The 12144-nt window shown below is 74.0% G+C and carries 9 protein-coding genes; 2 read left to right on the top strand and 7 right to left on the bottom strand.

Going from position 1 to position 12144, the window contains the following annotated elements:
• Positions 1-417: 417 nt before the first annotated feature.
• The gene (locus tag RIN80_RS23380; protein ID WP_309097614.1) at positions 418-1782 is read right to left on the bottom strand and encodes a hypothetical protein; all 1365 of its coding nucleotides are present in this window, start codon (positions 1780-1782) and stop codon (positions 418-420) included.
• Positions 1783-1965: 183 nt separating this feature from the next.
• Between RIN80_RS23380 and RIN80_RS23375 the strand changes: the two genes are divergently transcribed.
• Positions 1966-2625 (top strand): SLATT domain-containing protein, encoded by a 660-nt coding sequence (locus RIN80_RS23375; RefSeq protein ID WP_309097613.1) that lies wholly within the window; start codon positions 1966-1968, stop codon positions 2623-2625.
• Positions 2626-2697: 72 nt separating this feature from the next.
• Here RIN80_RS23375 and cimA read toward each other — a convergent pair whose 3' ends face one another.
• The 6 genes from cimA to ureA form a co-directional block, all read right to left on the bottom strand.
• A complete protein-coding gene (gene cimA, locus RIN80_RS23370) occupies positions 2698-4302 on the bottom strand; it encodes a citramalate synthase (RefSeq protein ID WP_309097612.1) in 1605 nt (534 codons plus the stop codon).
• A 299-nt stretch (positions 4303-4601) separates the two neighbouring features.
• On the bottom strand, positions 4602-5846 hold the full coding sequence (locus RIN80_RS23365; RefSeq protein ID WP_309097611.1) for a hypothetical protein: 1245 nt from the start codon (positions 5844-5846) through the stop codon (positions 4602-4604).
• 125 nt (positions 5847-5971) lie between these two features.
• Complete coding sequence (locus RIN80_RS23360) at positions 5972-6517, bottom strand: TetR/AcrR family transcriptional regulator (RefSeq protein ID WP_309097615.1); 546 nt, start codon at positions 6515-6517, stop codon at positions 5972-5974.
• A 461-nt stretch (positions 6518-6978) separates the two neighbouring features.
• Positions 6979-8064 (bottom strand): agmatine deiminase family protein, encoded by a 1086-nt coding sequence (locus RIN80_RS23355; protein WP_309097610.1) that lies wholly within the window; start codon positions 8062-8064, stop codon positions 6979-6981.
• A gap of 8 nt (positions 8065-8072) precedes the next feature.
• Positions 8073-9785 carry an urease subunit alpha gene (locus RIN80_RS23350; RefSeq protein ID WP_309097609.1) on the bottom strand — a complete coding sequence of 571 codons (1713 nt, stop codon included), beginning with the start codon at positions 9783-9785 and terminating at the stop codon, positions 8073-8075.
• Positions 9782-10486 carry an urease subunit gamma gene (gene ureA / locus RIN80_RS23345; protein ID WP_309097608.1) on the bottom strand — a complete coding sequence of 235 codons (705 nt, stop codon included), beginning with the start codon at positions 10484-10486 and terminating at the stop codon, positions 9782-9784. Before ureA ends, RIN80_RS23350 begins: the two co-directional genes overlap by 4 nt.
• 115 nt (positions 10487-10601) lie before the next feature.
• Between ureA and RIN80_RS23340 the strand changes: the two genes are divergently transcribed.
• The gene (locus RIN80_RS23340; RefSeq protein WP_309097607.1) at positions 10602-12056 is read left to right on the top strand and encodes a cytosine permease; all 1455 of its coding nucleotides are present in this window, start codon (positions 10602-10604) and stop codon (positions 12054-12056) included.
• Positions 12057-12144: the final 88 nt, after the last annotated feature.

Here is a 12144-nt window from a genome sequence, read left to right as displayed (position 1 = left end):
GGCACTGGGCCCCTGGGCGGGCGGAGCGGCGATCGGCGCCGGCCTCGGCTACCGATCGCCGGTGTGGGTCAGCGCGGCGCTGATCGTGCTGGCGGGTGGCGTGGCGGGGTGGGTGCGGCGCGAGCGGAAGGGGGCCGCAGTACGACGCTGAGCCCTTGCGGGCGGCGGCGATGGGCGCGGTGGCCGAGACGGTGACACCGACCGGGGCGCGGTCGGGGTGGGGGTGCGGGCAGCCGGAGCCGCGGGCCGGGCTGTGCCGGGTCCGGACCCGGCACAGCCCGGGCAGGCACGCGGGCGGCCGGGGCTGAAGCGGTGGGCGCCAGGGCCCGGGCGGTCCAGCCAGAAGACCAGGACAGTCAGAGCAGAGCCCGGGGGCGGCTTTGCGCCGGAGCTCGGGCGGCTTCACCCGCGGCGCTGTCAGAAGCCGCCGCCGAAGTCTCCTCCCCCGCCTCCGAAGTCGCCGCCGCCTCCTCCGAAGTCGCCGCCACCTCCGAAGTCGCCGCCGAAGTCGCCGCCGCTGAAGTCCGCGCCCGAGACGTCGCCGCCCTCGTAGCCGCCGAAGTCGCCGTAGCCGGAGCCGTAGTCGGCCCCGTAGGCGGGGCCGGCCATCATGCTGCCGAGCATGGTGCCGACCAGGAGGCCGGGCAGCAGGCCGCCGCCGAAGTAGCCGCCGGCCCAGGGGCCGTAGGCCGGGCCGGCCTCCCAGTACGGGCGGCGGCCGTAGTCGGTGTCGACCTCGCGGATCACCGGGTCGCGGCCCTCGGCCAGCCGCGTCCGGTCGGCCGCGCAGACCGGGACCTCGCGGGCGGCGCCGCCCGTCGGTGTCCAGGTCGCGTCGGTGACCGACGGGCCGTGCCGCGGGTCGAAGAAGCAGGGCGGGCGGCGATCCGGCAGCGGCCTGCCCTCGCGGCGGGCCGCGAGGCGCGCCAGGGAGAACCGGCCGTCCTCCACGGCCTCGGTGACGGCCTTGACGTCCTCCGGCCGCACCGCCGCGGCCATCAGGGACTTCGCCTGCTCGTAGGCGTCCAGCGCGTGTTCGTAGTCGCCGCGCATCGCTTCGTCGGCGCCGGGCTCGCCGGGGTGGAAGTCGAGGCGGTCGAGTTCCTCGCCGAACGCGGTGATGTCCTCGTCGACGACCACCCGCAGCTTCTCCAGCGCGGCCCGCTGCTCCTCCTCGTGGCGGCGCCGGTTGCGCCGGACCAGGGCGTACGTACCCGCGCCGCCGGCCGCGACCAGGGCGCCGACCGTGATCAGCCCGCCGACCGGCACGTCACCGCCCGAGCCGTCGCTCCAGCTGCTCGGCGCCGAGCCACCCACGTTGCGCAGGGCGTCGTCGACGAAGTCGTTCAGCTGGGCCTTGGCGTCGCCCGCGCCCCGCACGGCCGTGACCAGGTTGGACACCGCCTGGCGGCTCATCACCGCGCTGTCGGCGCGGGCGTCGAACCCGTCGCCGAGACGGATGCCGTACAGGCCGGTCACGCCGGTCTCGGTGCGCAGGTTCCGGAAGAGGTCCTGCGTGGGGTAGCCGGCCGGGAGGACCGCCACGAAGACGGGCTTGTCGGCGTCCCTGATCCTGTCGGCGAGTGCCTCCGCGTCCGACTCCGCCAGCTGGTCCCGGGCGGCCGGATCGACGTACACCGGGTTCTCACGCAGTTCCTGGGCGACCCTCGTCAGGTCGGTGGCCGCGTGCGCTCCCGGCGCACCGGCCAGCAGCACCGCCAGTACGGCGGTGACCGGCACGATCAGCAGGCGTACGACGGTGCGCACCAGTGCGGCCTTCATATGTTCGAAGCTACCTGAATCGGTACAGAAACGGATATCCGTGAGGGCAGGGATTTCAGGACGCGGCTGCGCCTACGATGCCTCCTGGGTCACTGCCGTGGGCCGGTCCGGCCGCTCCGGCCGAGCGGTCGCGGCCGAAGGGGCGGGAAGAGGGGCATGTTCGGAAGACGCAGAGCCGCGGACATGACGGTGTCCGCACTCGCCGAGCTGGACCGGTCGCGGACGCGCGCCGACCTGCTGTGGGAACTGTTCCGGCACGCCGAGGCGGAGGTGACCTCGGCGATCGGCTGGTATCTGGCCCGGCGCCGGGGACCGGCGATGTGGTCGCGGTCGCTGCGGGCGCTCGCCGCGCTGCTGGGCATCGTCGGCACGATCACACCGCTGGTGCACGCCGCGGCGCCCACGGCCGTGCGGCCCGAGTGGGGCTTCGTGTTCCTGGCCTGCGGGGCGGGCTGCGTCCTCTTCGACCGGATCTTCGGCTTCTCCGCCTCCTGGACCCGCTACATCCGCACGGAGCTGGCGTTGCAGCAGCTCCTGAAGAAGGCGCAGTCCGACTGGGCGCAGGCGTACCTGCGCACCACCGACTCCCCCAGCGACAAGGAGCAGGCCGCGCTGCTCGCGGTGATCGAGCGGCTGCGGACGGAGGCCCAGCGGATCGTGGAGGACGAGGGCACGGCATGGGTCGGCTACCTGGCCGACGGCGTCGAGGAGCTGACCCGCTCCACGTCCCATGCCGCCGGCCAGCGCCCCCACGCCCCGGGCCTGTACCGTCTCGACCGCGCGCCCGGCAGGGACAGGAGCGGCGACCTGCCTGGGCCCCGCTCCCGCGACACGGCGATGTGACGCCCGCCCGGGCCGGGCCAGGGCCGGGCCCGGCCCTTCACCGGACCGACCCGGCCCGCGGTACCGCCCCGGCTACTGCGCCGGTTCCACTCCCGCACGCAGCAGTCCGTACGTGTACGCGTCCTCCAGGGCCTGCCAGCTCGCCGCGATGACGTTGTCGGCGACGCCCACCGTCGACCACTCGCCCGAGCCGTCGGACGTGGAGATCAGCACGCGGGTCGTCGAGTTGGTGCCGTGCTTGCCTTCGAGGATGCGGACCTTGTAGTCCACCAGCTCCAGCTTGGCGAGCTGCGGGTAGATCTTCTCCAGCCCCACGCGCAGCGCCCGGTCCAGGGCGTTGACCGGGCCGTTGCCCTCGGCCGTGGCGACGATGCGCTCACCCTTGGCCCACAGCTTGACCGTCGCCTCGTTGGCGTGGGATCCGTCGGGCCGGTCCTCGACGATGGCCCGCCAGGACTCGACCTCGAAGTAGCGCAGGGGGCTGCCCTGTACCTCGGTGCGCAGCAGGATCTCGAAGCTCGCGTCGGCGGCCTCGTAGGTGTAGCCCCTGAGTTCGCGTTCCTTGACCCGCTCGACGACCCGGCCGACCAGCTCGCGGTCGCCGCCGAGGTCGATGCCGAGCTCCTTGCCCTTGAGCTCGATGGAGGCGCGCCCGGCCATGTCGGAGACCAGCATCCGCATGGTGTTGCCGACCTGGGCGGGGTCGATGTGCTGGTACAGGTCCGGGTCGACCTTGATGGCCGAGGCGTGCAGTCCGGCCTTGTGGGCGAAGGCGGACAGACCCACGTAGGGCTGGTGCGTGGAGGGCGTGAGGTTGACGACCTCGGCGATGGCGTGGGAGATGCGGGTCATCTCGCGCAGGTGCCCGTCGGGCAGGACCTTCCTGCCGTACTTCAGCTCCAGGGCCGCCACGACCGGGAAGAGGTTGGCGTTGCCGACGCGCTCGCCGTAGCCGTTGGCGGTGCACTGCACGTGCGTCGCGCCCGCGTCGACGGCCGCGAGGGTGTTGGCCACCGCGCAGCCCGTGTCGTCCTGGGCGTGGATGCCGAGCCGGGCGCCGGTGTCCGCCAGGACCGTCCCGACGACCGCCTGGATCTGCGCGGGAAGGAAGCCGCCGTTGGTGTCGCACAGGACGACGACGTCGGCGCCGGCCTCGGAGGCGGTGCGCACGACCGCCTTGGCGTACTCCGGGTTGGCGCGGTAGCCGTCGAAGAAGTGCTCGCAGTCGACGAAGACCCGGCGGCCCTGCTCCTTCAGATGGGAGACCGTGTCCCGGACCATCTCCAGGTTCTCGTCGAGGGTGGTGCGCAGCGCGAGTTCGACGTGGCGGTCGTGCGACTTGGCGACCAGCGTGATCACCGGGGCGCCGGACTCCAGCAGTGCTCTGACCTGCGGGTCCTCGGCTGCTTTGGTGCCGGCGCGGCGGGTGGAGCCGAACGCGACCAGCTGGGCGTGGCGGAAGCGGATCTCCTCCTGGGCGCGGGCGAAGAACTCGGTGTCACGGGGGTTCGCGCCGGGCCAGCCGCCCTCGATGAAGCCCACGCCGAAGTCGTCCAGGTGCCGTGCGATGGCGAGCTTGTCCGCGACGGTGAGGTTGATGCCCTCCCGCTGGGCGCCGTCGCGCAGGGTGGTGTCGAAGACGTGGAACGAATCGTCGAGCTCGCTGGTAGCGGTCATGGTGTCAAGGCTCCTGAGGATGGGATCTCGGTCGTACCGGAATGACCGGCTCCACCGCCCTCATGCTCCCTCGCGCTCTCGCCTCCGGCTGTGGGTGGGCCAGAAATGCGAAAAACCTCTCGCGGGTGCGAGAGGTCTGCGCGCGGGTCGAGGACGACGGTGTCCACCCGTACGTGGTCGTACGTGGCGGTCACTGCGGACCGGCGCGCCTGCTGCCAATAATCATGGCGAACGAGAGCACGGGGGCAGTGTGGCACAACCCCCGTGCCTCGCTCACGGTTGTCTCAGGATGCGGTCGGTCACCTCGTGTGGCGGACGTAGACGTGCGAGGTGTCGTACGCGTCGCCGGGCACGAGGTCGGGCGAGGAGCTCGCGAAGGCGACCGTGCGGCCATGCCGGTCGAGGACCGGGGCTGACGCGCTCCGGTCGTTGGGGCCGCCCTGGACGTCCGCGCTGGCGAGGACCGTGCGCCCGGTGCGCAGGTCGCGGACGTACGCGCGGTCGGTGCGGTCGGTGTCGCCCGGGTCGGCCGAGACGAAGGCCAGGTACCGGTTGTCGGCGCTGAGCTGCCCGAAGGCGGTGAAGGCGGCCGGGCCGGCGGCGTCGATCCGGCGCAGCTCGTCCGTCCTCAGATCGCGGACGAAGACGCTGTGGCCCTTGTTGGTGTCGCCCGGCGTGAGCTGCGCGTCGAGGGAGGTGAAGACGGCGTACCGTCCGTCGGCGCTGATCTGCGGGAACTCGGTCTGCCCGTCGGAGGTCCGGCCGTCGGGCGCCCGGTCGGCCTGGATCAGCCCGCCGCTCGGCACGTCGCGGACCCAGGCGTCGCTCCAGTCGCCGGAGGCGGGGTGCGGGACGAGGAACTGGTAGGCGACGCGCTTGCCGTCGGCGCTGAGGGACGGGTGCGCGGCGGCCGTCTTGCGGTCCCCGGCGGACGGTGCCTGGCTGATGCGGACGGCCTCGCCGCTGGTGCGGTCGACCCGGTAGACGCGGCCCCAGCGGTCCTCGCCCTCCGGGAGTCCGGACCGCTGGGCGACGAAGGCGACGTAGCGGCCGTCGGCACTGAGGGCGGGCTGCCGGCCGGTGTCGTAGCCCGGGGCGACGGTGTCCTCGATGCGCTGCAGCGCACCGGTCCTGAGGTCCTCGACCCAGACGTGGCTGCGTCCGTCGGCGGGATCGGTGGCGCTGAAGGCCAGGTGGCGGCCGTCGCCGCTGAGGGCGACGTCGTCCACGGAGCCGTCCACGGAACGGCCGACCATCCTGGTCGTGCCGGTCCTCAGGTCGCGCACGAAGGCGTCCGCGGTGCCGTCGGTGTCGCCGGCGACGAGGTTGTCGGCGCGGGAGACGAAGGCCAGACGGCTGCCGTCGAAGCTCAGACTCGGGCCGCCCGAGGGGCCGTTGCCCCCGGTGCCGTCCGGGGCGACGCTCGCCCTCTCGGTCCGCGGCGCCGCGGGTGCGGCGGTCGCGGGCAGCGCGGCGGCGGCGCCGAGCGTGACGGCCAGAGCCACGCCGAGCGCGCCGGACGCGACCCTCCTGGTGCTGGTCATGTGTGGTTCCCCCTGTGTCCCCGTGGACGCTTCTCCCCCGGCCCCGCGCCGAGGGCTCCCCAGAGCCAACAGCACCGCCGGTCAACGGGTCAATCCGTCGTATTGAGTACAACCCGGGCGGGCGCTCAGGCGTCCGCGAGGAGGCCGTCGGCGAGGAACTCGCGCACGTGGCTCAGGACTTGGGCCCGGTCGGTGCCGCGCAGGCCGATCGCCACGTGGATGGAGAGGCCGTCCAGCAGGGCGCGCAGGCGGGCTGCGAAGCGGTCCGGGTCGACGCGGCGGAACTCGCCGCGCGAGACGCCCTCGGCGAGCAGGGCGACCAGATCGCGGTGCCAGGCGCCCTCGATGGCGGCCTGCCGGTCGCGGGCGTTCTCGTCGGCGCCCTGCGAGCGGTTCCAGACTTCCAGCCACAGGGTCCAGTGCGGGTCGCGGTGGCCGTCGGGGACGTACAGGTCGACGTAGGCGTCGAGTCGCTCGCGTGCGGGCGCCTCCCGGGTCAGCAGGCGGGCCCGCGCGGCCCCGAGCCGGCCCTCGCTCCACTCCAGGGTGCGCAGCAGCAGTTCGTCCTTGGAGCCGAAGTAGTAGAGCAGGTGACCGCTGCTCATCCCGACCTCGCGTCCGAGCGCGGCCATGGTGAGCTTCTCCAGACCGCGCTCGGCGATCATCGCCATGGCGGCGGCGAGCACGTCCTCGCGCGGCGGGGCCGGGGTACGCCGACGCGGTGCGGCGGCGGAACTCACCGGCCCGCCCCCGCGTCCGGCCTGCGGGCCGCCAGCTCCGGCCCCGGGGCCGCCCGGCCGGCTGTGCGGACCGCGCCGCCGGCACCAGTCGTTCGGGACGTCACGCCGGCCGCCCCGGATTCCGCCCTCGCCCGGCTCGCCGCGGCCGCGTCGGGAGCCGGGTCCGCCCGGCGGATCGGCGTACCCGCCACGAGGGTCCGCGCCGGGGCCGAGCCCGGCCGGCCCCCGGTTCCGCGGGCCGCGTGCCGCACCGCGGTGGAGCGTCCGCGTGCGGGGCGTGCAGCGATGGGGTGTTCACACGGCTCGGGGCCGGCCCCCGCCGGGAGTCCGGGCGGTTCCGGGTGGCGGGGGCCGTGGGACGCGCGGCGCAGCGTTTCGTTCACCCGTACGTTCTACCTGACGGCCGTCCTCGGCTGCTGCTGCGTGATGCAGTGGATGCCTCCGCCGCCGGCGAAGATCGTCCGGGCGTCGACCAGGGTCACGGTCCGCTCGGGGAAGAGGCGGCGGAAGATGCCCGCGGCGATCTCGTCGCGCGGGTCGTCGAACGCGCACAGCACCACGCCGCCGTTGCAGAGGTAGTGGTTGATGTACGAGTAGTCGGCCCAGTGGCCGTCCGCCTCCAGCACGGTCGGGGCGGGCACCTCCACGACCTGCAGGCGCCGGCCGCGCGCGTCCGTCTGCGCCTTCAGCAGGCCGATGACCTCCCGGGTCACCTCGTGGTCGGGGTGGGCGGGGTCCGGCTGGGAGTGCGCCACGACGACGCCCGGGCGGGCGAACGCCGCGACGATGTCGACGTGCCCGAGGGTGCCGAAGCTGTGGTGGGGATACCCCCTGCCCGAGCGAAGCCGAGAGCTTGGGGGAGGGTAGTCGCCGGTCAGGCCGCGCGGCAGCCAGATCGCCTTGCGCGTGCCGAGCTGGGCGTGGATCTCGGCCTCGACCTGCTCGCGGGTCCACCCGGGGTTGCGTTCGGGGCCGAGCTGGACGGTCTCGGTCAGCAGGACCGTGCCCTCGCCGTCCACGTGGATCGCCCCGCCCTCGTTGACGAGAGCCGAGGCGTACGTCCGGGCCCCCGCCAGGTCCGCGACGTGCGCGCCGATCTTCGCGTCGTGGTCCCAGCGGGCCCACTCCTGGGCGCCCCAGCCGTTGAACATCCAGTCGACGGCGGCCAGTTCACCGCGCGGGCCGGTGAGGAAGGTGGGGCCGATGTCGCGCATCCAGGCGTCGTCGAGGTCCCGTTCGACGGTGTCGACGCCCGGTCCGAGCAGCGCGGCGGCCTCGGCGGCCTGCCCGGGCGCGCACACCACCGTCACCGGCTCGAAGCGGCGCACGGCGCGGGCGACCGAGGCCCAGGCGGCGCGGGCGGCGGCGAGTCCGCCCGGGTCGTCGAAGGTGGGGTTGGGGGACGGCCAGGCCATCCAGGTGCGCTCGTGCGGGGCCCACTCGGCGGGCATGCGGAAGCCGTCGGCGGCTGCGGACATCGTTGACCTCAGAGGAAGTAGAGACGGTTGAGGGAGACGGACTCGGCCGGCTCCGAGCGCAGTGGCTCGCCGTCGAGCGTGACCAGACCCGTGCGCTGGTCGACGTCCACGGCCCCGGTACGGGAGTTCAGGCGCAGGTCGGCCGGGCCGATGCCGCGCGTGCCGCGCACCGCGACCCGGCGGCGGCGGGTGGGCAGCAGGTCGTGCCCCCGGTCGAGGGCGGCCCGCGCGACGAACGCCACCGAGATCTCGGCCGGGGTCGCCCCGTGCGCGCCGAACTGCGGCCCGAGCACGAGGGGTTCGCAGGTGTCGGTAGCCGCGTTCGGGTCGCCGGTCACGCCGTACGCCGGGAAGCCGGCCTTGAGCACCAGCTGCGGCTTGGCGCCGAAGAACTCCGGGCGCCACAGCACGATGTCGGCGAGCTTGCCCACCTCCAGCGACCCGACCTCGTGCGCCAGGCCGTGCGCGATGGCCGGGTTGATGGTCAGCTTGGCCATGTAGCGCAGGACGCGCTCGTTGTCGTGCTCGTCGTCGGGGGCGCCGGACTCGGCCTTCATCTTCCCGGCCATGGCGAAGGTGCGGCGGACCGTCTCGCCCGCGCGGCCCATGCCCTGCGCGTCCGAGGAGGTGATGCCGATGGCGCCCAGGTCGTGCAGCACGTCCTCGGCGCCCATGGTCCCGGCGCGGATGCGGTCGCGGGCCATGGCGGCGTCGCCGGGCAGGTCGGTCTTGAGGTCGTGGACGGAGACGATCATGCCGTAGTGCTCGGCGACGGCGTCCCGGCCGAAGGGCAGGGTCGGGTTGGTGGAGGAGCCGATGACGTTCGGCACGCCGGCCATCTTCAGGACATTGGGGACGTGCCCGCCGCCGCAGCCCTCGATGTGGAAGGCGTGGATGGTCCGGCCCTCCAGCACGCGCAGGGTGTCCTCCACGGACAGGCACTCGTTCAGGCCGTCGCTGTGCAGGGCCACTTGGACGTCGTGCTCCTCGGCGACCCGCAGGGCGGTGTCCAGGGCCCGCGTGTGGGCGCCCATGTCCTCGTGGACCTTGAAGCCGCTGGCGCCGCCCTCGGCGAGGGCCTCCACCAGGGGTGCCTCGTGCGAGGAGGAACCCCGGCCGAGGAAGCCGATGTTGACCGGCCAGGCGTCGAAGGCGCCGAACGCGTGCCGCAGCGCCCAGGGCGAGTTGACGCCGACGCCCCACACGGGTCCGAACTCCTGCCCGATGATCGTGGTCACGCCGGAGGCGAGCGAGGCCTCCATGACGCGCGGGGAGAGCAGGTGGACATGGGTGTCGACGGCTCCGGCGGTGGCGATGAGCCCCTCACCGGAGACGATCGAGGTGCCCGTGCCGACGACGACGTCGACGCCGTCGAGGGTGTCGGGGTTCCCGGCCCGCCCGATGGCGTGGATGCGGCCCTCGCGGATGCCGAGGGAGACCTTGCGGACGCCCTGCGCGGCGTCGATCACCACGACGTTGCTGATCACGAGGTCACAGGTGTCCCGGACGGCGGCGGCCTTGAGGTGCAGTCCGTCGCGGGCGGTCTTGCCGAACCCGGCGAGGAACTCGTCGCCGTGGCGCTGGGAGTCCGACTCGACGCGGACGGTCAGCCCGGAGTCGCCGAGGCGGATGCGGTCGCCGGCGCGGGGGCCGTGGGTGGCGGCGTACTCGTACGGGGTGAGGCGGCGGGCCTCGGCGGGGTGGCCTCCTGGGCGGCTCATCGCTCGGCCTCCTGCCCGGTCGCGCCGGGTACGCCGAGGTAGCCGCAGGCGGCGGCGCGGCGCAGCGCCTCCTCGCGGGCGCCCGGGGCGTCCAGCGGCCCGTCGACCAGCCCGGCGAACCCGATCGCGATCCGGTCGCCCCCGATCGGCACCAGCCCGACCTCGGCGCTCTCGCCCGGCCCGAACCGCACGGAGGACCCGGCGGGCACGGCGAGCCGCATGCCGTAGGCCCGCTCGCGGGCGAAGTCCAGGCGCGGGTTGGCCTCGAAGAAGTGGAAGTGGGAGGTGACGGAAACGGGCACGGCGGCGGTGTTGACGACCGTCAGCCGCAGAGCCGGCTCCGGCTCGGCGTGGTCCGGCCCGGGCAGCAGCGCGCCGGGCGCGTCCGGTCCCGAGCCGCCGCCGATGGGGTCGGAGACGACGGCGAGCCGCGAGCCGTCGTCGAAGACCGCCTCGACGTGGACCTCGGTGACGACGTCGGCGACGCCGGGCAGCACGTCGCCGGGCCCGAGGACGGACCGGGCGGCCTCGACGGCCTCCGCGAGCCGTCTGCCGTCCCGGGCGGCCTCGCACACCGTGTCGGCGATGAGCGCGGTCGCCTCGGGGACGTTCAGCCTCAGCCCCCTCGCCCTGCGGGCGCGGGCCAGCTCGGCGGCCCCGAAGAGCAGCAGCCGGTCGCGTTCGGTCGGGGTCAGCCGCATGTCACTCCCTCCGTTTAGAGCATCACTCTAAACATGAATTGCCCTCCACCGAAAGGTTGACTGCGAGGCATGGCACACCTCACATTGAACGTCGCTCTAACTGAGGGAGACCAGCATGCCGATCGAACAGCGCGGAGTCGACACCATCCCCGAGGAGGAACGCACCAGCGGGCCACGCGACCTCGTCTCGATCCTGCTCGGCTCCAACCTCTGCCTGGGCGTGATCGTCTTCGGCTGGCTGCCGCCGTCCTTCGGTCTGGACTGGTGGTCGTCGGTGAGCGCGGTGCTGGCGGGCACGGTGGCGGGCGTGGTGTTCACCGCCCCGCTGGCCCTGGTCTCACTGCGCACCGGCACCAACCTGTCGACGTCCTCCGGAGCCCACTTCGGGGTCCGGGGCCGGCTGGTCGGCTCGGTGGTCGGGCTGCTGCTCGCCCTCGGCTACACCGCGCTGACCGTGTGGATCGGCGGGGACGTGATGGTGGGCGTGCTGGGCCGGCTGGCCGGGCTGCCGCGGAGCGAGCTGACGTACGGGATCGTCTACGGGGTGCTCGCGGCGGCCACCGTGGCGGGCGCGGTCTACGGCTACCGGGTGCTGCTCGCCCTGTCCAGGGCGCTGGCGTTCGGCATGACCGCCCTGCTGGCGCTCGGGGTGATCGCCTACGCGCCCGACTTCACCACCGGCGCGCTGCCGGAGGCCGGAGGCTACCTGCTGGGCGGGTTCTGGCCGACGTGGCTGCTCGCGGCCGTCGCGGCCGGTCTGTCCGGACCGGTCGCCTTCATCACCCTGCTCGGGGACTACACCCGCTACATCTCACCGGCCCGCCACTCCTCGCGCCGGGTGCTGCAGGCGACCTGGCTGGGCCTGACGCTGGGCCTGCTGGTGCCGCAACTGTTCGGCACGTTCACGGCGTTCGCGGCCCGGGCCGCCCTCGACTACGCGGGCCCCCTGGTCGAGGCGGCCCCCGCCTGGTACCTGGTGCCGCTGCTGCTCGCGGCCTCGGCGGGCTCGGCCGGCAACGCGGGTCTGATGCTGTACTCGATGGGCCTGGACCTGGACGCGATCCTGCCGCGTGCGTCCCGGGCGACGGCGACGTACACGGTCGCGGTCGTGGCCACGGCCGCCGTCTTCGCCGGGCACCACCACTCGACCGCGCAGGACGCCATGACCTCCTTCGTGCTGCTCCTGACGGCGATCGGCACACCGTGGGCGGTCATCACCCTCATCGGCTCCGCCCGCTGCGGCGGGGTCTACGACGCGGACGCCCTGCAGGTCTTCAACCGCCGCGCGCGGGGCGGCGTCTACTGGTACCGCGCCGGCTGGCACGTCCCGGCGACCCTCTCCTGGGCGTCCGGCGCGACGGTGGGCGTCCTGGCGGTGTCCCTGCCGTCGTACGAGGGCCCGCTGCTGGCCCTGACGGGCGGGGTGGACATGAGCTTCCTGCTGTCGGGCGTGGTGGGCGGGGCGGCGTACGTCCTGTCCACCCCGAAGTCCGCGGGACGGAACCCCAGACCCGATGCCACGGCCGCGCACCCGACCGGTACGGAGGGCGCGTCGCAAGCGGCGCGCTGACGCATCGGACGGGGTGGGGCCGGGCGCGGCACGGGGGCCGGGCCCGGCATGGGTCCCGGGGACGGGACTGCGGCGGAACCGAACCCCG

This window comes from Streptomyces sp., from assembly GCF_031181705.1.
Classification (GTDB): Bacteria; Actinomycetota; Actinomycetes; order Streptomycetales; family Streptomycetaceae; genus Streptomyces.
Note: the sequence above shows the minus strand (reverse complement) of the source record. Positions and strands in the feature narration are given on the sequence as shown.

Bases quoted from the DNA above. Each gene is read 5' to 3' on its own strand.
- RIN80_RS23340 (WP_309097607.1), top strand. From the start codon at position 10,602: ATGCCGATCGAACAGCGCGGAGTCGACACCATCCCCGAGGAGGAACGC.
- RIN80_RS23350 (WP_309097609.1), bottom strand. From the start codon at position 9,785: ATGAGCCGCCCAGGAGGCCACCCCGCCGAGGCCCGCCGCCTCACCCCG.
- cimA (WP_309097612.1), bottom strand. From the start codon at position 4,302: ATGACCGCTACCAGCGAGCTCGACGATTCGTTCCACGTCTTCGACACC.
- RIN80_RS23365 (WP_309097611.1), bottom strand. From the start codon at position 5,846: ATGACCAGCACCAGGAGGGTCGCGTCCGGCGCGCTCGGCGTGGCTCTG.
- RIN80_RS23360 (WP_309097615.1), bottom strand. From the start codon at position 6,517: ATGGCGATGATCGCCGAGCGCGGTCTGGAGAAGCTCACCATGGCCGCG.
- RIN80_RS23375 (WP_309097613.1), top strand. From the start codon at position 1,966: ATGACGGTGTCCGCACTCGCCGAGCTGGACCGGTCGCGGACGCGCGCC.
- RIN80_RS23355 (WP_309097610.1), bottom strand. From the start codon at position 8,064: ATGTCCGCAGCCGCCGACGGCTTCCGCATGCCCGCCGAGTGGGCCCCG.
- ureA (WP_309097608.1), bottom strand. From the start codon at position 10,486: ATGCGGCTGACCCCGACCGAACGCGACCGGCTGCTGCTCTTCGGGGCC.
- RIN80_RS23380 (WP_309097614.1), bottom strand. From the start codon at position 1,782: ATGAAGGCCGCACTGGTGCGCACCGTCGTACGCCTGCTGATCGTGCCG.